This window comes from Paenibacillus sp. LX16 (assembly GCF_036252815.1).
GTDB lineage: Bacteria > Bacillota > Bacilli > Paenibacillales > Paenibacillaceae > Paenibacillus > Paenibacillus polymyxa_B.
The window spans coordinates 669328-695343 of sequence record NZ_CP141152.1; the positions used below are offsets into that span (position 1 = coordinate 669328).

Below are 26016 nucleotides of genomic sequence, written 5' to 3' on the forward strand. Positions count from 1 at the left end.
ATAAAACAGCTGACTCCTACAATTGATATGACTTATCCATGAGGAGGGAACGTGTATGACCATGACTATGGGTCAGATTGTGAATTATCTGACCAAGGGAATAAGCATACCCAACACCACCGTAGATCTGCTGGACCCAGGATCTATAGATACTGAGGTACACGGAATTGTAACCGCTTTCTCTGCTTCGCAGTATGTGATAGAACAAGCTATTTCTCTAGGTGCAAATTTTATCATTACGCATGAAGGCATCTTTTATAGTCATCAGAGGATGCATGAATGTTTACTACATGATCCTGTTTTTTTGCAAAAATCTCGCTTAATAGCCGATGCAGGTATAGGCATTTATCGGTTTCATGACGCCATACATCGTTATCAACCGGATGGAGTGATGGTTGGGCTTCTTCAGGCGCTTGACTGGCACAACTACATTGTGAAACAGCAGTCGACGGCCGCCATTTTGGCTATTCCGGCTATGGAAGTTAAGGAGATCGCTGAATATATCAAAGCCAAACTACATATTCGTTATGTACGGGTGGCTGGCGAAGTTTCCATGCCATGTGAACGAGTGGGAATCTCAGTAGGATACAGGGGAGGCGGTGATCTAGCCATTCCATTATTTCTAAATGAAAATGTAGATTTAGTCATTGCCGGTGAAGGCCCAGAATGGGAAACACCAGAATATGTGAAAGATGCTGTCTATCAAGGGCAAAGTAAAGCACTGATCATGCTGGGACATGCTGAAAGTGAAGCACCTGGGATGAAATATCTCGCAGATGTACTTTCCGCCCAATTTCCAATGCTCCCCGTACACTTTATTGAAGATCGCCCGGTGTTTCAAATATTGTAATGAGAACACGTCTTTTGTGATGATCATCCAGCACTGCTGTTATATCCGTTCATCCACTTTATGAAATGGAGGCAAGATGATGGGAAGCAGAGTGATTTTGCCGTTCAAAACGGACTGGAAATTTGTAGAAGGTAATTATGCAGGTGCTGAGAAAATGGACTACAACGATGAGCACTGGCGGCTCCTTCAAGTCCCTCATGATTGGAGCATTGAGAAGTCCTTTGATCCACATATGCTGTATGGTGGCAATCAAGCTTATTTGCCGAGATGGTCTGTCGGATGGTACAGAAAGCATTTTAATGTGAAGCCCTCCTCACCAAAACAGCGCGTATACATACAATTTGATGGCATTCACAGTAACAGTGAGGTTTGGATCAATGGACATTTTGTGGGCAAGCGGCCCTATGGATATGTTAGCTTTCAATATGATTTGACTCCATATATTCAGTGGGATGAGGAGAATGTGATTGCCGTCAAAGTGGATAATACGATTCTTTCACCTGACAGATGGTATTCGGGGGCCGGTATTTATCGTAATGTCTGGCTGATTTGTACGGATTATATTCATATAACCGAATGGGGGACTTACATTACCACACCTGAAATTTCGCCAGATGAAGCCAAGGTCACTGCCAGAATCCAGGTCATTAATCATCACGCGCATGTCGTAGAGTGTACAATTATGACTGAAATGCTCGACCCACAGGGACAGATCAAAGGAAAAGTGGAAAACCGAGTAACTCTTTCGGGCTGTGAAACGGGGGAAATAGAGCAAAAAACGCGAGTTTTAGACCCAGAACTATGGTCACCGGACAACCCAGTGCTCTACGAAGCCCAGACGACGATCTATTGTGACAATACAGAGATGGATCGTTATTGTACCCCTTTTGGCATAAGAGAAGTGAAGCTGGACACTCAAAAAGGTTTATTTCTGAATGGGGACAGCTTAAAGCTAAAGGGAGTGTGCATTCACCATGATTTAGGCTGTCTGGGGGCTGCTTACCATGATACAGCCATGAAAAGAAGACTGCAAAAGCTGAAGGAAATGGGCTGTAACTCCATCCGTTTTGCTCATAACCCGATGGCGCCCGAATTATTAGATCTTTGTGATCAGATGGGGTTCTTGGTGGTTGATGAGGCTTTTGACAAATGGAAATCTCTTTCCTATGAGCATTTATATGATGAGTGGTGGGAAAAGGACTTGGAAGCAATGCTGCTCAGAGACAGGAACCATCCCAGTGTTTTCATGTGGAGCGTTGGGAATGAAGTGGAAAACCAAGGTCAGCCATCCATGCTCAAAATGTTGGAGCAGCTCGTGGGTTTCTGCCACGAAAAAGACCCAACCCGACCGGTTACGTGTGCGCTTGAGCCGCATAATACACCGATCAGCTTGCGTGAGGGTTCAATTGAGGCCAAAGTGGAGCATACCAAACAGCTGGCACAACGAGTGGATGTTCTGGGGTTAAACTATCAGGAGCAGTGGTATGAGCACTATAGAGCGGCCATGCCGGATACGCTTATCCTTGGAACCGAGACGTTCCCGTACTATCGGGGTAAGGATAACCGTGTTAAAGGTTATTTGCCCCTAAATCCCTGGTTTGATGTCGCTAATCATGATTATGTGATCGGTCAATTTGTGTGGAGTGGAATTGACTATTTGGGAGAAACGAGCTATCCCTCCAAAGGGTGGTCTTCGGGCCTGATTGATACTTGCGGATTCCGCAAACCGGTATCTTATCTCCAACAAAGTTTATGGTCTAATCAGCCTGTTGTGCACATAGCCGCATTTAACGAACATATGAAATCGGAATTTAATCCGACATGGACGATGCACTGGAAATCTCCGGCCATGGAAGATCACTGGACATTTCCTGAATACGGTGGAAAATTGATACGGTTGGTTACCTTCACCAATTGTGAGGGCGTGGAATTGATCGTAAATGATGAATCATACGGTGAGAGGAAGTTAGTGGACTATCCTAATCATTTAATCCTATGGGAGCTTCCCTATACACCGGGCAAAATCCGGGCTGTGGGTCGTAATGGAAACGAGAAGGTTTGTGAGCATGAGTTAACCACTGCCGGGCTCCCTTATGCTCTAAAGTTGGAGGCTGATCGGGTAATTCTACCTGCTGATGGGCATGAGATATCACATGTGGAAGTAACCATCATAGACCCAAACGGGATCATTGTACCTAACCAGGATTTTGATTTAACCTTTAAACTACAGGGTGATGGTCGTATCCTTGGAATAGACAATGGGGATCTCACCAGCGATGAATCCTTCAAGGGGAATGAGAGACGAACACACAGAGGAAGGTGTCTCGTTGTTGTACAATCCGGTTATGTGGCTGGTGAGTTGTTGCTTCAAGCGTCAGGAGATGGAGGGTTGCTGGGAGAAACCAGACTGAAAATAGAACAAGAACACAAATGACAATTCAGGGTTGATTGAGTATAGAGCTTGTAGGGTTTAATTAAAAAGGTCTGAATAGGTGGTGAATGCTTATGCTCTACCTGCTCAGGCCTTTTTTAATATGTTGACAACTGACGGTCAATAACGGTCTATGACTATAATTCTCTTTTTGACAAATAGTTTGGATACGAATAGAATGACTAATTATAATATAACTTATTAAAAGGTTGATAAAAAGTGATGATGAGGAGATAAGTAAATGCTATTAGAACCCTCCATGAATCCTCGGGTAATTCGTAATATTTTGTTTTTGTTATTCGCTTTACCAGGTGTAGCTTTTGCTTCCTGGGTGTCTCGAACGCCTATTATACGGGATATTTTGCATGTCTCGACTGCCGAAATGGGAATCATTATTTTTGGATTAGCTGCAGGTTCTTTAGTGGGACTACTCAGTGCAGGCAATATGATTTCTCGTATAGGTGGACGGGCGGTCATTCTGGGAAGTGCGATTTTGATTGTAAGCGGTTTTGTCATTGTAGGGTTGGGAACTGCATCTTCGCTCGCGAGCATCGTGTTTGCTGGTTTGATCATCTTTGGAGGTGGCTATGGGACAGCAGAAGTAGCTCTTAATGTCGAAGGTTCTGCGGTAGAAAATCAATTGCAAAAAACGCTTTTGCCGGCTTTCCACGGTTCATTTAGTATGGGGACACTTGTAGGTGCAGTCATCGGTTCTGGAGCAGCAGCACTACATATACCTGTTGTGGTCCATTTTGGAGCTATGGCTGCCATGATTGCAGGGGTAACTTTCTATTTTTATCGTTTTCTGCCCCACGATACAGGTATAGAGAAAGAAGTTCCTACTCAAAAGGTTGGATCTAATCTCAGGGCGCAGCTTGCTGTATGGAAAGAAAGACGAATTTTATTGATCGGTATCATCGTGTTAGGTATGGCGTTTGCAGAAGGGTCTGCGAATGACTGGCTACCGCTAACGATGGTAGATGGTTATGGCGTGGATTCTTTAACAGGTTCCTATATGTATGGACTATTTGTGGCAGCGATGACCATTGGACGTTTTACTGGCGGATTTATACTGGATAAATACGGCCGTGTCCCTGTGTTGAAAGGAAGTGCTGTCCTGGCTGCTATCGGTATCATTCTAGTGATCTGGGGACAGCATTACCTCATAGCCGGATTGGGCGTCGTATTATGGGGGCTTGGAGCCTCACTTGGTTTTCCTGTGGGCTTATCTGCTGCCGGAGATGACCCTCGTGGTGCAGCTATCCGGGTTGGAGCCGTAGCCACGATCGGTTACATTGCCTTTTTAGTAGGTCCCCCAGGATTAGGGTTTTTAGGTGAACATATTGGACTTCTGCATGCCTTGATTGTAGTGCTTGTTGGCGTTATTGTTGCTGGTTTGATATCCGGTGCAGCCCAACCTATTGAGGTGAAAGAAAAGAAATCAGATTAAAATATAAAGGGGATTGTTCAATGACTATGAAAACGGAAAAACAAAAGATGATGGATGGGGAACTGTATGTAGCTGCTGATCCTCAATTAACGCAAGAAAGAGAGTATGCGAGAAAATGTGTACGTCTCTTTAATCAGACGGCAGAGACGGATCGTGAGTACCGTGAAAAGTTACTTAAGGAGCTTTTCGGATCAACTGGTGAAAATATAGGCATGGAACCCAACATACGTTGTGACTACGGATACAACATCCATGTTGGAAATAACTTCTATGCCAACTTTGACTGTACCATTTTGGATGTTTGCGAAGTGCGCATTGGAGATAATTGTTTCCTGGCTCCAGGAGTCCATATTTACACAGCAACTCACCCCATAGATCCGTTTGAACGAATCGCTGGCCCAGAGTATGGAAAGCCTGTTAAGATTGGCAACAATGTATGGATCGGCGGGAGAGCAGTGATCAATCCTGGTGTTACGATAGGTAATAATGTCGTAGTGGCATCAGGAGCAGTAGTAACCAAGGATGTTCCAGATAATGTGGTTGTAGCTGGAAATCCAGCGCGAATAATTAAACAAATTGAAATCTCCTAAACAGCATACAGGCTAATCATTTAATATTTGTACCGATGATCCTATTAAAAGAGCTCCTAATTTTAATAGGATCATTTAATTTAAAGACTTGTACACTTATGGTCTTCAATATTGAATTATACAGGGTAATAAATGATCATGTTCATCCGTACTAGTGTTTCTCCTAGATTATAGTAAATATGTGGGCGGTCTGCTTTAAAGCGGATTGAATCTCCAGCTTTAACCGTGTACATTTCTTCGCTGATTTTTACCACCATCTCACCCTCAAATACCGTAATAAATTCTTCTGTACCTTCACGGTGCGGCGCTGAACTTAGTTCCCCGCCTGCTTCAATCTCTACGGTGTAGACCTCGAAATTTCTGTTTCCTTCATAGGGGAAAAACGGATACAAGCGATAGTGATTGCTTTCTTCAAGCACGTGTACTTTGCTTTTAGGAACGACTACCGCATCTGCAGGTGGTTCGTTAATCAGAGCAGTGAAAGAGATTTTCAAGCCGTTCGCAATTTTCCATACGGTTGTAATCGAGGGATTAGATTCTCCCCGCTCAATCTGACCGAGCATCGTTTTACTGATCCCCGTCAGATCAGCTAATTTATCTAAACTCAATTTTCTTTCATTTCTTAGATGTTTTAGATTTTTACTTAAAATTAGATTAATATTCTCCATAATTCTTCGCTCCCTATTGTGCTATATAAAGAACATAACGTACAATCATGAAGTACAAACGTGCGTTTCAACGTACATTTTATTCGATTATAACACACTGGAGTTGATTATTGTATGCCGTTTATTCCGTTTCTTTCTTATGCACTCGTTACCAGCTTTACGCCAGGTCCCAACAATATTATGTCTTTAGACAGTGCCAGGCGGTTAGGTTTGAAAAAAGCATTCCCATTCTTGCTGGGAGTAACGGCTGGCTGTTTCGCTATTATGCTGTTAGCCTGCTATTTTAATCTTGCTTTGTATCATTTTTTGCCACGGGTTAAAATCTGGATGAATGTACTGGGTAGTCTGTACATGCTTTATCTGGCAGTAAAAATAGCTAAGAGCAAACCTTCTGCGAAAAATAATGATCACAATGAAGGATATACCTTCAAGTCAGGATTGCTGCTGCAATTTATCAATTTAAAAGTCATTTTGTATGGTATTACGGTCATTTCAACGTTTGTTATGCCTTATGATGTATCGTATATAGAGCTTATTACGATTTCATTACTCCTGACCTGTATTGGTTTTGTAGCTGTAGTGTGCTGGGCGGTTTTTGGGGCTATGTTTCAGCGTTTCTTGAACAAGTATGAGCGCTCCTTCAATATTATAATGGCCTTATTACTGATTTATAGTGCACTATCGATATGGATGTAAATGAATACCGGATCCATCATAGAAAAGGGAGGTTCCTGACTGTAGGCAGGAGCCTTTTTTTCTCGTGTGAATTGAGCTTATTCTACGAGTCATAACATACAATCGGACAGAATGGATGAGTCTCCTGATCATTTAGCTGCAAAACGGGTATTACCTTAATAAATAAAGCTGTTGACAACTTGTATATACATGACTTAATCTTGTATATACAAGATATTGAAAGCGTTATATTATTTTTTACGCTACTTCATTTCGCAAGAAAGGAATGAGCATGAATGCAAGCAATGAACAAGACTTTAATTCCTCAAGATAAGGACTGGTGGCGCAAATCAGTAGTCTATCAGGTTTATCCCAAAAGTTTTAACGATACGACGGGCAAAGGAACCGGTGATATAAGAGGACTGACGCAAAAACTGGATTATTTAAAGAAACTGGGTGTCGATATTGTCTGGTTGCAGCCTGTATATGTCTCACCACAACGCGATAACGGGTATGATGTAGCCGATTATTGCCAGATTAATCCTGATTATGGAACAATGCAGGATTTTGATGAATTAAGCGAGGGAATCCGGGCACGTGGGATGTACTTAATGATCGACATCGTGGTTAACCATTCTTCCACAGAACATGCTTGGTTTCAGGAAGCACGGCTTTCTAAGGATAGTGAGTATAGGGACTACTATATCTGGCGTGATCCAGCCCCCGATGGTGGACCACCAAACAATTGGGTTTCCAAATTTGGTGGACCAGCTTGGCAATATGACGAGGCAACAGGTCAATATTTCCTGACACTATTTGATAAGACTCAGGCGGATCTAAACTGGGAAAATCCCAAAGTCCGTCAGGAAGTTGTCAACCTGCTGGAATTTTGGGCTGAGAAGGGAGTTAGTGGCTTCCGACTCGACGTCATTAATTTGATCTCCAAAGATCAGCAATTCTCGAACGACGATGGAAGCACGTCTCCTGGGGATGGGCGTAGGTACTATACGGACGGTCCGCATGTGCATGAATACATTCATGAGTTACATGAGAAAGTATTCTCAGCGTATAACAGTGTCACTGTAGGGGAGATGTCCTCCACCTCACTGGATCACTGTATCCGTTATTCCAATCCAGAGAGAAAAGAATTATCCATGACCTTTAATTTTCATCATCTGAAGGTGGATTATCCAAATGGACAAAAGTGGGAATTGATGCCATTTGATTTTGAAATGCTGAAAAAGCTATTCTCGGATTGGCAAACGGGCATGCAACAGGGTGGCGGCTGGAGTGCATTGTTTTTTAATAATCATGATCAGCCAAGAGCGATCTCTCGCTTTTTGGATGATGGTGAATACCATGAGGAAAGCGCCAAGCTACTGGCAACCACGCTACATGGCCTTCAAGGAACACCTTATATATTTCAAGGTGAAGAAATTGGGATGGCCAACCCGCAGTGGGCAGATATTGAAGAGTTTCGGGATGTTGAATCTCTGAATATGTATCGTATCTTGCAGGAGCAAGGCAAAAGTGCAGAAGAAGCATTGAATATCATTCGAGAGCGGTCTCGCGATAATTCGAGAACACCGATGCAGTGGGATGGCACTCGCAATGCGGGCTTCACTACAGGCACTCCTTGGATTAAGGTAGATGAACGATATCCACAGATTAATGTTCAGGCTCAGTTAGAAGACCCGAACTCTATCTACCACCATTACCGTAAGCTAATTCATCTGCGTAAGACGGTGCAGGTCCTTACCGATGGGATGTATCAACGCTTGGACGAAGCCCATCCTCAGGTCTACGCCTATCAACGCAGCAATGAACAGGAGACTCTGATCGTCATCTCTAATTTTAGCGAACAGGATACGCAATTCCGTATACCGGATTCATTTTATTCACGATTAAAAAATCAAGCGTTGGATGCGGCTGAGCTCTTAATTGGTAATACCCAGCACGCCCCAGAGCTAAAACAAGTGATCTCTTTAACCCCATATGCTTCATATATGTGGATTGTTCGTTAACCTTAGTGAATAGTATGGAAACATCTAGTAGTACCCCGGTCGTACATTTATTTTTAAGCCGGGGGTGCTACTTTAAAAATGAGCAAACGTCGAGGGAGTGGACTAGATGGCGATTGAAAGAGCACAGGTGGAAGACATTATAAAAGCCGTTGGTGGCAAAGACAACATAGAGGCCTCTACGCATTGCGTAACTCGTCTGCGATTTGCCCTTTATGATGATAAGCTGGTAGATAAAGATGCACTTGAACAAAATGATTTGGTCAAAGGCCAATTTTCTTCGCAAGGACAGTATCAGGTCGTGATTGGTCCAGGCCTGGTGGATAAGGTATATAGCGAAATGATCTCCATTACAGGAGGTAGTCGGGCTTCTAAAGACGATGTCAAAAATGCAGCAAGCAAAAAACAAAATCCAATTCAGCGTGCCATCAAGACGCTGGCAGATATTTTTATCCCCATCTTGCCCGCAATCGTGACTGCAGGTTTATTACTTGGAATAAATAATATTTTGACAGGCAAGGGGATTTTCTTCGAAGGTATGGCTCTGGTTCAGGTCTATCCTCAATGGACTGACTTTGCTGGTATCATTAACACCATTGCCAGCACCGCTTTTGCATTCCTACCTGCCTTAATTGGATGGTCGGCCGTTGTCCGGTTTGGCGGCAGTCCTTTACTCGGGATTGTACTGGGTCTGATTCTGGTTCATCCAGATCTATTAAGTGCATACGGTTATGCGGATGCCGTTACCAAAGGAACCGTTCCGGTTTGGAATTTGTTTGGGTGGGAAGTGAACAAGATTGGTTATCAAGGACAGGTTTTACCTGTTTTAGTATCCGCTTACGTACTTGCACAAATTGAGAAATTCCTAAATAAAAAGATAGCGGATTCATTTAAGCTGTTACTCGTGGCACCGATTACATTATTAATAACGGGATTTCTGGCTTTTACAGTGATCGGTCCGGTTACTTTTATGATTGGTAATGCTATTACGTCTGGTCTTGTATACGTTTTCGATTGGGCTCCTGCGGTGGGAGGCTTGATCTATGGAGGCTTGTACTCCTTGCTCGTGATTACGGGAATGCACCATACTTTCCTGGCGGTGGACGTGCAATTAATTGGTACGCAGGGTGGAACGTTCCTATGGCCGATGCTGGCGCTGTCCAATATCGCTCAGGGTGCCGGAGCACTGGCAATGATGCTGGTATTGAAGGAGCAAAAGGGAAAAGGATTGGCTCTTACCTCTTCCGTGTCTGCTTTTCTGGGTGTAACCGAGCCTGCCATATTCGGGGTGAACATCCGATATAAATATCCGTTTGTATTCGGAATGATCGGTTCCGGTATTGCAGGTATACTGCTCACCGTAAATCATGTGATGGCTTCTTCCATTGGTGTGGGCGGGATTCCAGGCTTCTTGTCTATTTTCCCAAACAACTGGGGTGTATTCTTCATCGGGATGGCGATCGTATTGATTGTGCCGTTCGCTTTAACCTTCATGTATGGGAAACTGCTAAATAAGCGCCGTCAGACTCCAGCTGCACCAGCTAACGACTCCGTACGAAAAGATTCGGGTCGCCAGGATTCTGCACTGGATGTGCTTGAAGTAAAGACTCCGGTACTGGGCCATGTTGTGCCATTGGAACAGGTCCCTGACCCGGCTTTTGCCGAACGGCAGATGGGGCAAGGTATTGCAGTGGAACCGAAGGATGGTCGGATTCTTGCCCCATTCAGGGGAAAAGTTATTCATATCATGATGAAAAGCAAGCATGCTTTGATTTTGGAGCATCCGACAGGTGTGCAGATTCTGGTACATGTGGGAGTCAATACGGTGTCACTGAAGGGTGAAGGATTCACCATGCATGTGGAGACAGATCAAACTGTGGAGCAAGGGCAACTATTGATGGAATTTGACCGTGATCTGATTCAGAAATCCGGATATCCCATCATTACACCAGTCATTGTTCCGGATGGTCAGAGTATGATTAAATCGGTTGAGGAACTGCCAGGGGAGGCAGACGATTTGCAGTATACCTTAATGAGAATTCATTTGAATTCTTCATCAGACCATACGAATTAAGTCAAATTCATTCGCACAGCCTATTTTAGTGAACAGGCAAGTGAAAGAATGCTACAATGAACGTGGTGATGAAAATTGACAAAGAATATATTTTTGCAAATTTATCAGGAGTACTCGGGACGAATCCAGACAGGCGAATTGGCTCCAGGCACGAAAATGCCATCTGAAAATGAACTGGCCCGAGAGTATAACACTTCTCGCGAAACCGTACGTAAAGCACTTCACTTGCTTGCACAAAATGGGTATATCCATAAAATAAAAGCTAAAGGATCTTTTGTTCTGGATATTGGACGGATGGATTTTCCTATAGGAGGACTGGTCAGTTTCAAGGAAATGTCTGAACGAATTGGGCGTACATCACGAACAATTGTACATGAAAATCAACTAATTCCAGTTCCAGATGACATCGCCAAGCATCTTGAGATTGACAAAGACAAGTATTTGGTCTGGAAAGTTATTCGTGCGCGTGAGATTGAAGGTGAATGCGTCATACTGGATAAAGATTACTTTCGATCAGACATTGTACCTGTGCTTACCGAGGAAATTAGTCGGGGGTCCATCTACGAATATTTGGAGGGAGAGCTCCATCTTCAAATCAGTTATGCCAAAAAGGTCGTTTCCGTAGAAAATGCAGACGAAGAAGATCATAGGCTGATGGACCTTCAGAACTACACTCATGTGGTCGTAGTACGTAACTATGTTTATCTGGAGGACACCACGTTGTTCCAGTATACCGAGTCAAGGCATCGGCTAGACAAATTCCAATTTATCGACTTTGCCAGACGTTCCCACGGTGGAGACAAGAGAGCAGATTTTTTAAATAACCATCAATAAAACAGTTAAGAAACCCCGTCTTTTGATGAAGTGCACCCCTTAGAATAGACATTGGAATAAACCCCTGGTTTATCCGATGAAATCTAAGGGGTGCATTTTTTATGCCGGCGAAAAAGGGAACAAAGTTTAACGAGTATACGTTTGAAACCAAGGTAGAGGCCATACGACTCCATATTGAAGAAGGTTGGACGTATCGTAGACTCATGGAGAAGTTTGGGATCGCAGATCGACATCGATTAAAAGAATGGATGCGCAAATACAAGCAACTCGGTGAATTCGGGCTCATGGACCAGCGAGGACGGCGTAAGGAGTATATCGATCAGGATAGGTATGTACAGAAGCTGAGACGGGAAAATGATATGCTAAAAAAGTGTTTGGAAATCTGGATACAGGAGATGAAGCACACAAATATATAACCATTGAGAAAGCTGCGAAAGACTATCCTATTAGCAAACTGTGTACGCTTTTCAAAGTCTCCAGAAGTGGATATTACGCCTTCTTAAAGCGTAGAGGAGCAGATCGAGATCGGGACGCGAAAGCACTTGTGAAGAAAGTGTATGAGCAGTATAACGGGGTCTACGGCTATCGCCAAATTCAACTATTTTTGCAGCACGATCATGGAGTCTGGATGAACCATAAAAAGGTACTCCGGCTCATGCAGGTCTTGGGAATCCGCTCACAAATTCGCCGGAAACATCGCTGCAACTATGCTTCCTCTACGAAAGGTCGTGTGGCGAAAAATCTGCTAAAACAGGATTTCAAGGCGGACAAACCTAATCAAAAATGGGTCACAGATATCACGCAATATCGTGTGGGGGATTGCTGGCTATATCTGTCTGCGATTAAAGACTTGTTCAATAACGAAATTATCGCGTACCAGATGAGCCATAGAAATGATAACGAACTGGTTTTACAGACGTTTCGACAAGCCTTTAAACAGCAAAAAGACGTGACTGGCCTCATCGTTCACAGCGACCAGGGATTCCAGTACACGTCCCATGCGTACCATGACATGTTGCCAAAGGTTGGCGCCCGGATCAGCATGTCTCGCCGAGGCAATTGTTATGATAATGCCTCGATGGAGAGCTTCTTCTCGCATCTCAAAACGGAAGGGCTCTACCCATATGATATCCGAAATATGGACGGGGCACAAAGGAGAATAGAAGAATATATTCGATTTTACAACCAATGTCGACCACAACGAAAGTTAAATAAGCTGCCTCCGAAAGAGTATCGGAAGCAGCTTATAGCCTAGGGTCTTTTTTCAGTGTCTATAAAATGGGGTCTTGACCATTGAAGACGAGGGTTTCTTTTTTACCTTGGATGCAACTGCTGAGCAGCTTGTATACTGGCATTTGAGGGATTTGAATTTGCGTTTTATCCAAAAGCTGTTTATAGAATATTAAAAGGTTATATACTATTTAGAATACAATTCCATGTCAATGCAATGGGAATGAGGTGTATGTTATTTATGTATAGAGTGGCTATCTGCGATGATGAGCACAAGCAGAGAGAACTTGTTAAAAATATGCTGATTACTTTGTCGATAAAGACCAATATAGAATTTAAAGTTGAATTATTCGACTCAGGAGAACAGCTGGTATCTCATTATCAAAACCATGAATCTCCATTCCATATCTTAATATTGGATGTTGAAATGAATGGCATAAACGGAATTCAAACCGCTCAAAAAATAAGGAGTTTAAATCACCTGGATGAACAGATTGTTTTTTTAACGAGCTACCCTGAATATATGGTGGAAAGTTTTGACGTAGTCACATTTCAGTATTTAATAAAACCGATTGCTCCCCATATCTTTGAGGAAAAGATGATAAAGCTGTGCCAATATTTTCAATCTCTCGATAAAAAATTCGTTATCATCAAGTCAGCTTATGAAGAGGTGCTTTTAAAATATGATGATATCATTAGTATTGAAGTGGCCAAAAGCTTAACCATAAAAAACAAACTGCATTTTGTAACCTCTACTCAAACCTATGATAGCAAAGGGATTCTTTCGGACTATGCTTCAGCATTAAAAGAACATAATTTTCTACAAATTCATCGTTCGATTATTATAAACTTAATTCATGTGAAAAAATTTGCTGGCGGTGATGTTTTGATGTCAAATGATGTGAAGTTACCTATTGGGCGTTCTAAAATAAAAGAAGTTAAAGATCTATATACCAAATTTATGATCATGAAGATGCATTAATATGATGGAATATAACTCCCTGCTTCTTAATCTTTGCGTTGTCCTTGTGATGTGCTTCCAAGTGAATTTTTACTTTAACTCGGTTTTTGATAAGTCCAATCGAAAGCCGAACAGATTCGTGTACTTCATTATTTTTGGCTTGCTGGATTCCTTATATTTAAATGTTTATTTGACTCCTACGATATCTTCGATTTTAGCATTACTTGTCATATTTAGTTTAGCGCAATCGTATACAGTGGAAGTAAAGACAAAGATCATTTTTTCGATCCTTTATGCTGTATTGATAACCATCGTTAATTTTGTATCTCTTTATATTTTATATGCTGTAGGCTCCGTTAAAATCAGTAACTTTATCCATTTGAGTGGACAAGATCACTTGATATACTCTAAGGTTATGCTACTCAGCTGCATTATCATGTTTGCTGTCATTCAGATTATACGGCTATTTGCTAAACGCAGAACCTTCCCTTTGCAGCATCGTTACTATATTTTATTTTTAATCGTTCCCATCATAAGTATATACCAGGTCAATGTTTTATCTGTTTATAGTGAAAAAAATATGTATTATTTTGGTTCTATTATTAGCTTTATTTTCTTAAATGTTTTTATCATATATATTTTCGATAATATCATTGAAAAATTTCAATTAATGCATGAAAATGCTCAATTACAACATCAGATGGACTACCAAGATGCTAACTACGAAAAAACGGTTCACAGCTTCAAAAATATAAAAAGAATCATTCATGATACACACCAACAGTTTTTGTATATTGAAGAATGTATCAAGAGAAATGAATTGGCTGAGGCGAGTGAACATATTAAGGTTACATTAAATAAAATCGAAGGAGCATATCAAAGAGTGAATACCGGTAATCTGGTTATAGATGCCCTTGTCACGAACAGCCTTAATATTGCTCTGGCCAATGGCATCAAGGTAGATACCCAGCTTAACTTGTATTCACAGAAAGTAAATATTGAACGTTATGACTTATGTGTCGCTCTGGGCAATATGCTGGATAATGCCATAGAAGCATCTAAAAGGGTCAGGATTGCGGATGATAGGTACATTCTTATTAAAATACATTCCAATGAGTCCGCGCTGTTCATTCACATCCTTAATCATGTGGAGAATGAAGTTGCCCATTTGCATAGTCAAAAATCAAACCCGGATGTTCATGGCATTGGCTTAACCAATATATCTAGAATATGTGATAAATACGGTGGGAATATGACCATTGAAACGAAAAATAAAGTATTCGATAATATGGTTTTATTGCCATTTTATAAGGACATTCCTTAGACATCATGTTGTTTAGGGATTGTTTTTTTCGTTTAAGGGTGTTTTTTTATATAGAATCCTCGTTCATTGTATGATCAGGTCAGTAATAAAATCTGGTGAAGCTATAAGAGGAGGATATATAGAATGAAGAAAATAATAGCAGGGGTCGTTTCTGCTATACTTTTTGTACTGCCGATGACGAATACTTTTGCTCAAGGTACTCCTGAACCCATCAAGGAAAAGGCTCGCAGTCTGGCCTCGGAGCTGGTATCCAAATACGGTGCTAGCGGTGTGCAGTATGCCATTATGGACCATGGAAACATCGTATTATCGGATAGCGTGGGTGTAAAGAATAAAGCAACCAACGAGCCGATCACCAAAGATACGATGTTCGGTATAGGCTCTACAAGCAAAATGTATGTATCGGCTGCAACGATGATGCTGGTGGATGCCCATAAGGTAGATATTGATCAGCCGCTAACAACATACATTAAGGACTTTAAAATGTCTGATGAAAGATACAAACAAATTACACCGCGTATGCTGTTAAATCATTCGTCAGGTCTTTACGGTGCTCACTATAAAAATAGTATGTTATTTAATGACAATGATACAGAAAATCATGATGAACTCTTGCTAAGGTTGCAATCAGAAACCTTAAAATCAAACCCTGGTGAATATTCCGTATATACCAATGATGGATTTCAATTGCTTGAAATATTGGTTGAGCGGGTGAGCGGTCTAAGTTACACCGATTTTCTGGCAAAGCATATGAATACCCCTTTGGGTTTGAAATCTACCAAAACACCTCTCGACCGATTTGATAGACAAAAGCTGTCCAAAACTTATTTTCCTGGGATTGAGGGGGCCTTACCGGTTGAAAATGCCAATGTCATCGGGACAGGAGGCTTATACTCCACCGCAGAAGAGGTGGCTAAGTTTTCAGAAGTATTAACGGGGAACAGACCCGATGTTTTATCTGCACAATCAGCAAAGTCCATGCAAAGTCATGAATATCGAAATGGAGTATGGGTACCTGAAGAGACAAACAGCTTTAATTATGGGCTTGGTTGGGATGCGGTTCAGTTGGCACCGTTTAGTGATTACGGAATAACTGCGTTATCCAAGGGTGGGGATACTGTTTTGTATCACTCTGTCTTGATCACCATACCAGAGCATCAGCTTTCTATGACTGTGCTTTCATCTGGGGGATCTTCCATCTTAGATAGTATTTTTGCTTCTAACGTTTTATTAGAAGTTTTAAAAGATAAGGGCATCATTAAAGACATCCTACCGGATAAAACATTTGAGCCTCCTGTAAAAGTAGAAATGCCGTCTGATTTACTTGCTTATTCGGGATTATACGGTTCGGTGGGTACAACCATCAATGTAGAGATTAAAAACGGAGAGTTTGAGTTACCAGCTTTTCTGGATGGATTCGTCCCGGCGCAAAAATATGTGTATACAGGCAATGGACAATTCAAAAGCAGTGATGGCAGTGTAGCCATAAGCTTTGACAAACAAAAAAACGGGAAAACGTATATTAAGGCTAACTTCTATTTAAACTTTCCGGGATTAGGTCAAATGGTTATGGTGACTTATGAATATCAAAAGCTAGATGCCAATCCTGTAAATCCTACAGTTAAAAAGGCATGGGAAAACAGAAACGGGAAAAATTATTATGCTTTGGATGAAAAGATATCTTCCATATTTTATCTGGCCCCCTCATTTATAACGAAAAAAATATCCGTTGATCATGATGGATATGCAAGTGGTACTAAAATTGTGGATGAGAATAAAGCAGTAAATGCCGTTGAGATTCCTGTTATGAGTGGAAGAGATGCATTTGATCTGAATTTTTATGCCAAGGATGGTTCGGAGTATTTAACCATAGATGGACAATCCTATATCAGCGAAGATGCTGTTAAACCTATCTTGGGAGGAAAATCAGTGTACACTATACCATCTAATGGCCAAGCCACATGGTATAAAATAGATAAAAACTCAGCCAATAAAACGATGACCGTTGATTTTCCAAAAAGCGGAGGTTTCGCTGTCTATGATGAAAACGGAGCGGTTGTACAATTTTCAACTGCTAGCAATAACAATTCGGTTGTACTGCCCAAAGGTGGCTTGATCGTTTTGGGTGGCAATGCAGGGGATGTATTTAAAATCAATTTGAATTAAGCATGTAGCCGCTTCTGGAAATTCAGGAGCGACCGTTGCAGCGTTGGAAGGTTATGAGGACAACCGCGAATCTTAAGTCGAATTGGCTTTTATATAAGGCCAATTCGACTTTTTCATTCAGCAGATGAGCCTAAATCCGTAATGGATAATTTTATATCGAAGGTTACGGGTATTTTGCTGAATTTATAATCCCAATCCTCCTTTACTTTTTTCCACACCTGCGGTTTCTCAATATGCAAATGGTCACCAAAACCGGCAACATCGACTTTATATTCTGACTGTAATTTGTGCATAAGAGACTTAATCCTGCGAGTCACTTGTTTTTCAAACTCTTTCTCAGCCTCCTTCATGTTTTGTGTCTCAGTCGGGTCCGCTTTATCATCCCAGTTTTCGATTAAACGTCCTTTGGATTCAATTTTTACGTGAAACGAGATATCGTTGCTCTCGGTCACCTTCGTTATTATCTTGCTTTTTACCGATTTGATTTCGTAAGTGATAGCTTCATTCCGCTTGTCATATGTTTTTACAGCTCCGCCCTTAACATCACCTGTAATCCATCCAATACTCTCCACGTCTTGTTGGTCCAAACTGCCTATCCAGTGACCGGTATCTCCTTTAATAATACCAGCACCTGAAAATTCCAATTCCCCATCGGATTCAGTGATGTTTTGCAATATATAGCTTTTTTTGGAATGCATCATCCCATCCAATTCAGACAAATTGACCCCCCTCATTACCTTGCTGGTTCTGAAATGGTTACGAAGCATATACAGAATATGAATGGATGGGACTTCTTCCTTATATTTGGTAACTAAAGTACTAGCTGCTCGTCCCTTGCTTAAAAAGACCAAACAACTCGGGCGAATATCATTATCACGAAGCACAAAATCCATTAATTGCTGCATCGTCTGTTCTTTTGCCAAATCGGTGGAAACCACCATGACCTTTAGATGGTGACCAATAACGGGGCGATCCAAACGGAGAGAGAGTTGGCGGAAGATTTCAAGCAAAGAATCTCCTGTGCCAGTTATGTTGTTATAGTTTGGCTCTTGTCCCCCTCCTCCGCCTTGTTGGTTTGGGCTTCCAGATGATTTTTTGGGGACGATTTGTACGCTGGCCGTAATTTTATTTTTCTTGAAGTAACGGCTGCCTTTCTTCTCCAGATCCTGTTCCAATGGAGTGAGCTCCCCCTTATCCAGAGAAATTCCTGTATATATGCTAAGTTCCTCTACTTCTTTGCTGCTCCAACAACCGACTTGAGTCACCAGAAGAATAAAGGCAAGCAGTACAGATAGGATAGGTCGTCTACACATTTTGCTTCATTCCCTTCTTCCTGATCATGAACACAATGGAGAGAAATACCGGAATCAAAATAAATAATAGGATTCCCATATATCCGATCGCATCGCCCAGGCTAAACACTTCCATCATACGAACAGGAGTCATTGTGGAGATAAAGATTAGCGGGATTAAACCGAAAACCGCATAACGATATTTAAAACCAAACACCTGTGAAACACCTAAGGATGCATTGAAGAAAAAACTGCAGGAATTACAAAACATTTGCATCATCCAGATCACTAGCAGTGGAAACTCTAGACGTTCAAAAAGAAATCCGGGGATTTCAAAACTGCGCATCAAATTAATGGTAGGCCAAGTACTTGTCACAGTGGAATCTACCGATAGCCCGCCGATCACCATAACTACGGTCAAAAAGTACAAAATTAAAGGGATACTGATCCCCACTACCATGGCCTTAAATGCTTTCTCGGGGTGCTGCATAAAAGCGACCAGTGTCATGACGACTTCACATCCACTGAAAACAAGGATAGTTGATTTCAGCCCCTTGATGACGGGTAAAACCCCTTCACTCAATACGGGACGAAGATGATCAATTTCAAAAATCCTTAAGCTAAAGAGAAAACAAAAAAGCAGAAAGAAAAGACTGATTGGAAGTACAATCTGGTACAGTCGCGCGATGGGATTAATGCCTCCAAAAACTAAATAACTCCCTACCCAGATAAATGGAATCACAATCGCCCAGATGGGTGTGCCTTCGAGCAGAAAAAACATGGTCACTTCAGCTAACACACGTATTTCAAAGCCGGCGATGATTATAAAGTATATAATTAATAGCACGCTTAAGATTCCTCCCGGAACAGTGCCTACAATTCTTCTGGAGTATTGGTATATGGTGTTTCCGGGAAACTGTTGACTTAATTTCACCATGACCCAGACGACGAATATGACAATACCTCCACCGATGAGGACAGAAAGCCATGCATCAGGAGTCTGTACTTGTTCAGTTACACCCCTCGGCAGTGTCAAAATTCCTGCGCCCAATACGGTATTGGTCAGGAATACAGCCGCCTGCTTAGTTGTGATCTTATCATCAGAGCGTCTAAACACAGTGGCTCCTCCTTCGTCTTGGCATCATGGTCTGCGCCTTTTTTGCTGCGTTTTCATCATAACAGGTCTTCGTTTCATTAGAGATATAGGAGCTCGGATGTACAAATCTTTCAAGTCGCTTAGACGCATGGGGGAAAAGGGAGTCACATATGGGACGCCGAAGCTTTTCAATTTCGTCAGATGGATACAAATCAACAGAAAGAACAATATGGTTCCGAGCATCCCCAGGATTGCTGCAAAGAGCATGCCGACGAAACGCAGTAGGCGCAAGGTAATACCTGCACTGTATGTCGGTATCGAAAATGAAGAAATGGCAGTTACCGCAACCACAATCACCAGGAAGGGGCTAACGATACCCGCATTTACAGCAGCGTCGCCGATAACCAAGCCTCCCACAATGCCCATCGCAGGACCAATGGGTTTGGGCAAGCGAATGCCGGCTTCCCGCAGGATTTCGATCGAAATTTCCAGAATCATAACTTCAATGACGGATGGAAAAGGGACGCCTTGACGAGTCTGAATGATGCTAATGACCAGCTTGGTTGGAATCAAACCGGGATGAAACGATATAAAAGAGATATACAAAGCAGGACCCATCAGCGCTATGAAAGCTCCAAAAAATCGCAGAAGACGTAAAAGTGAACCTGGAATCCAGCGCTCATAATAGTCTTCGGGAGATTGAAGCAGCATACTGAAGGTCACCGGGACAATAAGTGCAAAGGGAGTCCCGTCCAGCAAAATGGCTATTCTTCCTTCCAACAATGCATTAATGACACGGTCGGGTCGCTCTGTGTTGTGAACCTGCTGGAACGGACTTAAATAATTGTCTTCAATGAGTTGCTCCACATAACCGGATTCAGCCAAAAAATCCATGTCTATCTTTGAAATTCTGCGGTTTACTTCTTCGAGGAGATCTGGATTCACAATATCCTTTATATACGCGACAATCAGATCTTTTTTGATTCGGCTTCCCACTTGGAATTTCTTCATCTCCAAACTTTTGTTTAAGCCCTGGCGTCGAAGCATCGAAGTATTTTCACTTAATACCTCCGTAAAACCGATTCGGGGCCCCCGAAGCAATGCTTCAGAGGTTGGTTCATTGACGGAGCGAATGGCGCCATTGGGCGAGCCCACCAGCAGTGCTCCCTTCATTCCTTCAATTAATAAGGCAGTATGGCCTAAAAGTATAGACTCCTGCAGGTCCTCCATATCAGCAACTTCACTAATTTGCGTAAGTGGCATCAAGTTTTCTTTTATAAAGGTGTTACTTATACTTTCCTGCTGTTCCTGTGGGCGCTGTGGGTCCTGCTGGCCCTCGTACATCAAGACCTCCAATACCTGCTTGCTCATAAGCTTTTCATCCTGCATACCTTCTATGAAGACTAACACGGACCGAACATGATATTTCTTTACTACAAACTCACGAAAATGCACATCACTATTTTCGCCTATAGCCTCTCGGATCGACTTTAAATCGGAATCAAAATTCCCTGTAATTTTGGAGCTTGGTGCATGCTGCTGATCAGCGTGGCCTTCGTTTTGTTCGTCGGAAAGCGGACGATCAGAAGAATGTTTGGATTGTGCCCCCTTACTGCCAACAAACGAATAAATCGAGGTGTTTATATAATAAATCCCTAAAGGAATAATCAACGCGAGGCCTGCTTGAAAGAGCGTACTCCAGCTTGGAATATAAGAAATTATTTTAGACCACATGACGACCACCTCCAAACGATTCAATTCATTTCCCCTTCAGAAGCAACTTGTCCATAAAGTATTCCTTATAAAGGCTGTATTTACACATGAATTGGAAAGATTCGTTCGATGAATAGGGCAAGTGATGTATTTAATATTATGAAATTTGATTTCTTGCTCATACCGTTATCCCTTGAAACGGAATAGGGAAATCCCTAAACATTCTTAATTTTAACTACATTGTGATTCTAGTCACATATAGCTCTATCTGCTGTATTAGAATAGAAGCATAAGCAGTATTCATAGGAACGTAGGAGATGTCGTCGGATAGGAAGTATCGTCGAATGAATGGAGGAACCGGTATATGATAAACAGTAAACAGAAACTTGTGGTTATAGGGAACGGGATGGCTGGTATCAATACGGTCGAACAAATTTTAAAATTAACGGATAAGTATGAAATTACAGTCTTGGGAAATGAGCCGCATCCGAACTATAACAGGATCATGCTCTCTTATGTATTGGAAGGTAGTAAAACGATTGATGATATCATACTGAACGATTTGCAATGGTACGCGGATCAAGGGATTACTTTATATACAGGAAAAATGGTGAAAAGCATCGACGGTGAGAACAAGAAGATTCACACCGAAGACGGACTGGAAATTGATTATGATGTGGCTTTGGTGGCTACTGGCTCACAATCGTTTATTCTGCCTATTCCGGGTAAAGAATTACCGGGTGTCATTGGTTTCCGAGATATCGCCGATTGCTCGACAATGCTTGAGGCGGCGAAGACCTTTAAAAAGGCAGCTGTAATTGGTGGAGGTCTGTTAGGGCTGGAAGCAGCTAAAGGCTTGGTCAACCTGGGTATGGATGTTACGGTCGTTCATTTAATGGAGGATTTGATGGAACGTCAGCTGGACCGGGAAGCCTCTGCGATGCTAAAAGCAGAACTAGAACGCCAGGGAATCAAGTTTGCTATGCAAATGCAAACTTTGGAGGTGTACGGTCAAGATCGGGTACAAGGATTGCGGTTTTCAAACGGAAGCGAGCTGGAAGCGGATTTGGTCGTTATGGCAGTTGGGATCAAGCCTAATATTCAGGTAGCTGTGCAAAGTGGTATGGAAACGAACCGTGGTATTGTAGTCGATGATTTGATGAGAACCTCTGTGCCGGATGTATATGCTGTAGGGGAATGTGTTGAACACCGCGGAATCTGTTATGGTCTGGTAGCTCCGCTGTTTGAGCAGGGAAGTGTCATTGCCAAACATTTGGCAGGCGCGGAAACTGAAGGTTATATGGGATCGGTGGTTTCCACCAAGCTCAAAATTTCAGGGGTGGATGTTTTCTCAGCTGGCGAATTCATAACCCAGCCTGAACATACGGTGATTGTTGCAAAGGATGAGTGGAAGCGCACCTACAAAAAAGTGCTGCTTCGTGAAAATAAGATTGTTGGAACTGTACTGTTTGGCGATGTGAGCGAATCTGCTAGTCTTCAAAAATATGTGCGTCAGCAAACATTGATGACAGATGAAATATATGGACAGCTCATGGGTACTGGATGCAGCAATCACGGGTCGAAAACATCATCCGCTGAAACGATGGCCGATGATGAAATTGTGTGTGGCTGTAACGGTGTAACTAAAAAGGCCATTGTTGATGCAATTAATGAAAATGGACTGACTACAGTCGATGAAATTAAAGCATGTACCGGAGCAACGCGCTCCTGTGGAGGATGTAAGCCGGTCGTGGAGCAGATTCTACAATATGTTCTTGGAGACAGCTTCAAGACGTCAGCCAAACAAGGAATATGTGGCTGCACAACATTGAGCCGGGACGAGATTGTGGAAGCGATCAAAACCAAAGGGCTGACAACAACACGTGAAGTTATGAATGTACTGGGTTGGCATAATGATGAAGGTTGCTCCAAATGCCGGCCGGCGCTGAATTACTATCTGGGAATGATTAACCCGGATACCTATGAAAATGAGGGGGATTCCCGTTTTGTAAATGAGCGATTGCACGCAAACATTCAAAAGGATGGAACGTTTACAGTTGTTCCTAGAATGTACGGCGGTGTAACGACCCCAGAAGATTTGAAGAAGATAGCAGATGTTTCTCTTAAATACAACGTTAAGGTCGTTAAAGTAACAGGAGGACAGCGGCTTGATTTGATCGGTGTCCGTAAAGAGGATCTGCCTAAAGTATGGGAAGAACTCGATATGCCGTCGGGGTATGCCTACGCGAAGTCACTTCGTACGGTTAAAACCTGTGTTGGATCGCAATTCTGCCGGTTTGGCACACAAGACTCGATGGGAATGGGAGAAGTGTTGGAACGAAAATTCGAACGACTGGATTTCCCAGCAAAATTCAAATTAGCGGTTAATGGATGTCCACGCAACTGTGCGGAATCATGTACCAAAGATATCGGAATCGTAGGTAATGATGGGGGCTGGGAGATCTTTATCGGTGGTAATGGCGGTATTAAAGCACGGTTGGCTGATTCACTCTGTAAAGTGAAAACCGACGCCGAGTTGATTGATATTGTAGGCAGCGTAATGCAACTTTACCGGGAAACAGGACAATACCTGGAGCGTACGTCGGAGTGGGTGGAACGGATCGGTCTGGAAGAGATTCAGAAGGCTGTCGTTCAGGATACAGATAATCGACAAGCTTTAGTAGAACGAATCGAATTTGCACTACAACAGGTCGAAGACCCGTGGAAAAAGATTATCAATGATGAGGATACACGCAAAAATCTATTTGAGGTTGTCACTCCGTCTATTGTGTAATTGTATCTAAAATGCCTGAGGAAGGGAGCGATCAAGCAAATGATCAAAAATGCCGAATGGCTTGTCGTCGGTCACAGTAAGGATTTTCCGATCAGAATAGGACGTACCATCCATATCAAAGGTGCCGAAATTGCTGTTTTCCGCACTTCGGAGAATGAGCTTTATGCCGTTGAAAATGTCAGTCCTCATCCCAAAAGAGGTCCTCTTACAGAGGCGATAGTATCTGGTCATTATATCTATGATCCTTTATATGACTGGAAAATTGATCTGCAGACGGGCATCGTTCAAGAGCCTGATCACGGACAAATTAAAACGTTCGCCGTTTGTGAAGAGGGAGAAAAAGTGAAAATTTCGCTCGAAACGGTTTAGTTCGTCTGATGGAATACAAATAAAAAAGGGCTCGACAGGAACAATCCTGTGGGGCCCTTTTTTCGTCTTGGATCAGGTAATGGTAACGCCTGCACTTGCATAACCTACGATAGTGTTTACGAGGGAAAGTCCCGTAGCAGTTGCAGAGAAGACAAGGAGCAGACGAGTCTGTGCGGTTACCGGTATAGCCAACCCGGTAGTAATACCACTAGAGATCGTTCCTAGAGCAATGATGCCAGCCAGCGGGGGAGCCAATGTAACGGTAGCTCCGGGAACCGCTGTAAAGATGTTATTAGGTGTGGGGGAACTAAACAACTGGGCAGTAATGCTAACGGATGATGCTAAAAGGGTCAGTGCAGCCGTTGTACTGAAGTAACCAGAAATAGATGTAATTACGCCATCCCGTGGTATGGAAAAAGCAAAGTTAATCAGAGGTCCTACAAGTGTGCCTGTGAGGTCAATGGTATCGCCTACGAGGCTAATACCTGTTGCTGAGCTTCCAAAGCCGATTAAACTTGTAGTCCCTACCAATCCGCCAAGAACGGTTGTCAGTATAGCAGGTCCGCCCGAAGCAAACGGGATGATTGCCCCCGAGCCGGTGGCTCCCGTAACTCCTGTAACGCCCGTAACGCCCGTAACACCCGTGGCCCCGGCAGGTCCGACAGCACCTGTAGCGCCGACAGGTCCGGCAGGGCCTTCCGGTCCGGCGGCCCCGATAGGCCCAGCGGCGCCGACAGGTCCAGCCGCCCCAACTGGCCCCGCAGGACCGGCAGGGCCAACAGGTCCAGCCGCCCCGATAGGTCCGGGAGGCCCTTGTGGCCCTGGTCCACCTGCTGGCCCAGGCGCACCACCGGGTCCCACAGGTCCTGGAAGCCCTGGATGCCCTGGGGGTCCTTGTGCACCGGGCTCCCCTGACAAGTATGTTTCACCTAATACGTTGCTAACCGTCGTTCCAGCGATTCTGATCGCGCTGATTAAGCTGTCTTTAAGAGCAGGATCGAGGGATTCTTGTAAAACGATGGACAATAGGGCATCCAGCAATTGTTGCAGTGTAGTACCTACGCCGATCGGAGAGAAGGGTGTAGCTTCTAACGCAACAATAGCAAGCTCCAGCGCTGCCAGTAAGTCTGCCTTAACCCCACCTCTAAGTCTTAAGCTTTTCGCCAGAGACAACAAACGTCTTAAAACCTGTTGCAAGGAAGATACATTAGCCGCAGAGGGGTTTGCGAACACGATGGGGATGATTGCAGTCAATTCATTAATCTGTCTGAGAAGATCTTCTATACTTCTATTTGTTCTTGTTGGTTTACAATCTTCGTCTTTTTTTGAAGCACCACTGAACCTGAACGGTTTTTTATGTTTCATGCTCAAATATCTCCTCCTCATCAATCTTCCTACTGTAGAGGTGACAGTGGTTCATCGCCCCGCTTCGCAGATATTCATAATATATTTACTGAAGCGAAAAGGGTGAATAAACA

General features: G+C 42.9%; 20 protein-coding genes. 15 read left to right on the top strand and 5 right to left on the bottom strand.

Annotated elements, in window-relative coordinates; all coding sequences use genetic code 11:
- The first annotated feature begins 55 nt into the window (after window positions 1-55).
- From T3H97_RS03015 to T3H97_RS03030, 4 genes are all read left to right on the top strand, one after another.
- Window positions 56-850, top strand: a complete 795-nt coding sequence (locus T3H97_RS03015) for a Nif3-like dinuclear metal center hexameric protein (protein ID WP_328801645.1) — start codon at window positions 56-58, stop codon at window positions 848-850.
- A gap of 79 nt (window positions 851-929) precedes the next feature.
- Window positions 930-3284 (top strand): glycoside hydrolase family 2 TIM barrel-domain containing protein, encoded by a 2355-nt coding sequence (locus T3H97_RS03020; protein ID WP_328802768.1) that lies wholly within the window; start codon window positions 930-932, stop codon window positions 3282-3284.
- A gap of 238 nt (window positions 3285-3522) precedes the next feature.
- Window positions 3523-4731 (top strand): MFS transporter, encoded by a 1209-nt coding sequence (locus T3H97_RS03025; protein WP_442955630.1) that lies wholly within the window; start codon window positions 3523-3525, stop codon window positions 4729-4731.
- Window positions 4732-4751: 20 nt separating this feature from the next.
- Complete coding sequence (locus T3H97_RS03030; protein ID WP_274483922.1) at window positions 4752-5321, top strand: sugar O-acetyltransferase; 570 nt, start codon at window positions 4752-4754, stop codon at window positions 5319-5321.
- A 116-nt stretch (window positions 5322-5437) separates the two neighbouring features.
- Here T3H97_RS03030 and T3H97_RS03035 read toward each other — a convergent pair whose 3' ends face one another.
- Window positions 5438-5989: a helix-turn-helix domain-containing protein gene (locus T3H97_RS03035; protein ID WP_328801646.1), complete on the bottom strand. Its 552-nt coding sequence runs from the start codon at window positions 5987-5989 to the stop codon at window positions 5438-5440.
- A 114-nt stretch (window positions 5990-6103) separates the two neighbouring features.
- On the opposite strand from T3H97_RS03035, the gene T3H97_RS03040 reads away from it, so the two are divergent.
- The 9 genes from T3H97_RS03040 to T3H97_RS03080 all read left to right on the top strand — a co-directional run bounded on the left by T3H97_RS03040 (window position 6104) and on the right by T3H97_RS03080 (window position 17274).
- Window positions 6104-6685: a LysE family transporter gene (locus T3H97_RS03040; protein WP_328801647.1), complete on the top strand. Its 582-nt coding sequence runs from the start codon at window positions 6104-6106 to the stop codon at window positions 6683-6685.
- A gap of 275 nt (window positions 6686-6960) precedes the next feature.
- The gene (treC, locus tag T3H97_RS03045) at window positions 6961-8688 is read left to right on the top strand and encodes an alpha,alpha-phosphotrehalase (RefSeq protein ID WP_328801648.1); all 1728 of its coding nucleotides are present in this window, start codon (window positions 6961-6963) and stop codon (window positions 8686-8688) included.
- 106 nt (window positions 8689-8794) lie between these two features.
- A complete protein-coding gene (gene treP, locus T3H97_RS03050) occupies window positions 8795-10759 on the top strand; it encodes a PTS system trehalose-specific EIIBC component (protein WP_328801649.1) in 1965 nt (654 codons plus the stop codon).
- A 75-nt stretch (window positions 10760-10834) separates the two neighbouring features.
- Window positions 10835-11593 carry a trehalose operon repressor gene (treR, locus tag T3H97_RS03055; RefSeq protein ID WP_328801650.1) on the top strand — a complete coding sequence of 253 codons (759 nt, stop codon included), beginning with the start codon at window positions 10835-10837 and terminating at the stop codon, window positions 11591-11593.
- A gap of 101 nt (window positions 11594-11694) precedes the next feature.
- A complete protein-coding gene (locus T3H97_RS03060) occupies window positions 11695-12009 on the top strand; it encodes a helix-turn-helix domain-containing protein (protein WP_025722639.1) in 315 nt (104 codons plus the stop codon).
- Window positions 11964-12848: an IS3 family transposase gene (locus T3H97_RS03065; protein ID WP_134902449.1), complete on the top strand. Its 885-nt coding sequence runs from the start codon at window positions 11964-11966 to the stop codon at window positions 12846-12848. The genes T3H97_RS03060 and T3H97_RS03065 overlap by 46 nt, the downstream gene beginning before the upstream one ends.
- Before the next feature lie 216 nt (window positions 12849-13064).
- The gene (locus T3H97_RS03070; protein WP_250243066.1) at window positions 13065-13805 is read left to right on the top strand and encodes a LytR/AlgR family response regulator transcription factor; all 741 of its coding nucleotides are present in this window, start codon (window positions 13065-13067) and stop codon (window positions 13803-13805) included.
- Window position 13806: 1 nt separating this feature from the next.
- Complete coding sequence (locus tag T3H97_RS03075; RefSeq protein WP_328801651.1) at window positions 13807-15108, top strand: ATP-binding protein; 1302 nt, start codon at window positions 13807-13809, stop codon at window positions 15106-15108.
- Between the two features lie 123 nt (window positions 15109-15231).
- On the top strand, window positions 15232-17274 hold the full coding sequence (locus T3H97_RS03080) for a serine hydrolase domain-containing protein (protein WP_328801652.1): 2043 nt from the start codon (window positions 15232-15234) through the stop codon (window positions 17272-17274).
- Window positions 17275-17387: 113 nt separating this feature from the next.
- Here T3H97_RS03080 and T3H97_RS03085 read toward each other — a convergent pair whose 3' ends face one another.
- Genes T3H97_RS03085 through T3H97_RS03095 form a run of 3 tightly spaced genes read right to left on the bottom strand, consistent with a single transcriptional unit; the run spans window position 17388 to window position 21396 of the window.
- Complete coding sequence (locus T3H97_RS03085; protein ID WP_328801653.1) at window positions 17388-18587, bottom strand: Ger(x)C family spore germination protein; 1200 nt, start codon at window positions 18585-18587, stop codon at window positions 17388-17390.
- Window positions 18580-19683, bottom strand: coding sequence for a GerAB/ArcD/ProY family transporter (locus T3H97_RS03090; protein ID WP_328801654.1), 1104 nt, complete (start codon window positions 19681-19683; stop codon window positions 18580-18582). The genes T3H97_RS03085 and T3H97_RS03090 overlap by 8 nt, the downstream gene beginning before the upstream one ends.
- A 24-nt stretch (window positions 19684-19707) precedes the next feature.
- Complete coding sequence (locus T3H97_RS03095; protein ID WP_328801655.1) at window positions 19708-21396, bottom strand: spore germination protein; 1689 nt, start codon at window positions 21394-21396, stop codon at window positions 19708-19710.
- 343 nt (window positions 21397-21739) lie between these two features.
- On the opposite strand from T3H97_RS03095, the gene nirB reads away from it, so the two are divergent.
- Window positions 21740-24169: a nitrite reductase large subunit NirB gene (gene nirB / locus T3H97_RS03100; protein ID WP_328801656.1), complete on the top strand. Its 2430-nt coding sequence runs from the start codon at window positions 21740-21742 to the stop codon at window positions 24167-24169.
- Between the two features lie 39 nt (window positions 24170-24208).
- The gene (gene nirD, locus T3H97_RS03105; protein WP_328801657.1) at window positions 24209-24538 is read left to right on the top strand and encodes a nitrite reductase small subunit NirD; all 330 of its coding nucleotides are present in this window, start codon (window positions 24209-24211) and stop codon (window positions 24536-24538) included.
- Between the two features lie 72 nt (window positions 24539-24610).
- On the opposite strand, the gene T3H97_RS03110 is transcribed toward nirD, so the two are convergent.
- The gene (locus T3H97_RS03110; RefSeq protein WP_328801658.1) at window positions 24611-25903 is read right to left on the bottom strand and encodes an exosporium glycoprotein BclB-related protein; all 1293 of its coding nucleotides are present in this window, start codon (window positions 25901-25903) and stop codon (window positions 24611-24613) included.
- Window positions 25904-26016 lie beyond the last annotated feature (113 nt).

What these genes read in the sequence shown, in the direction of transcription:
- T3H97_RS03060 (WP_025722639.1), top strand. Translation starts at nt 11,695, where the DNA reads ATGCCGGCGAAAAAGGGAACAAAGTTTAACGAGTATACGTTTGAAACC.
- T3H97_RS03020 (WP_328802768.1), top strand. Translation starts at nt 930, where the DNA reads ATGGGAAGCAGAGTGATTTTGCCGTTCAAAACGGACTGGAAATTTGTA.
- T3H97_RS03075 (WP_328801651.1), top strand. Translation starts at nt 13,807, where the DNA reads ATGATGGAATATAACTCCCTGCTTCTTAATCTTTGCGTTGTCCTTGTG.
- T3H97_RS03030 (WP_274483922.1), top strand. Translation starts at nt 4,752, where the DNA reads ATGACTATGAAAACGGAAAAACAAAAGATGATGGATGGGGAACTGTAT.
- T3H97_RS03025 (WP_442955630.1), top strand. Translation starts at nt 3,523, where the DNA reads ATGCTATTAGAACCCTCCATGAATCCTCGGGTAATTCGTAATATTTTG.
- T3H97_RS03035 (WP_328801646.1), bottom strand. Translation starts at nt 5,989, where the DNA reads ATGGAGAATATTAATCTAATTTTAAGTAAAAATCTAAAACATCTAAGA.
- T3H97_RS03110 (WP_328801658.1), bottom strand. Translation starts at nt 25,903, where the DNA reads ATGAAACATAAAAAACCGTTCAGGTTCAGTGGTGCTTCAAAAAAAGAC.
- treP (WP_328801649.1), top strand. Translation starts at nt 8,795, where the DNA reads ATGGCGATTGAAAGAGCACAGGTGGAAGACATTATAAAAGCCGTTGGT.
- T3H97_RS03080 (WP_328801652.1), top strand. Translation starts at nt 15,232, where the DNA reads ATGAAGAAAATAATAGCAGGGGTCGTTTCTGCTATACTTTTTGTACTG.
- T3H97_RS03015 (WP_328801645.1), top strand. Translation starts at nt 56, where the DNA reads ATGACCATGACTATGGGTCAGATTGTGAATTATCTGACCAAGGGAATA.
- T3H97_RS03070 (WP_250243066.1), top strand. Translation starts at nt 13,065, where the DNA reads ATGTATAGAGTGGCTATCTGCGATGATGAGCACAAGCAGAGAGAACTT.
- T3H97_RS03040 (WP_328801647.1), top strand. Translation starts at nt 6,104, where the DNA reads ATGCCGTTTATTCCGTTTCTTTCTTATGCACTCGTTACCAGCTTTACG.
- nirB (WP_328801656.1), top strand. Translation starts at nt 21,740, where the DNA reads ATGATAAACAGTAAACAGAAACTTGTGGTTATAGGGAACGGGATGGCT.
- T3H97_RS03085 (WP_328801653.1), bottom strand. Translation starts at nt 18,587, where the DNA reads ATGTGTAGACGACCTATCCTATCTGTACTGCTTGCCTTTATTCTTCTG.
- nirD (WP_328801657.1), top strand. Translation starts at nt 24,209, where the DNA reads ATGATCAAAAATGCCGAATGGCTTGTCGTCGGTCACAGTAAGGATTTT.
- T3H97_RS03095 (WP_328801655.1), bottom strand. Translation starts at nt 21,396, where the DNA reads ATGTGGTCTAAAATAATTTCTTATATTCCAAGCTGGAGTACGCTCTTT.
- treC (WP_328801648.1), top strand. Translation starts at nt 6,961, where the DNA reads ATGCAAGCAATGAACAAGACTTTAATTCCTCAAGATAAGGACTGGTGG.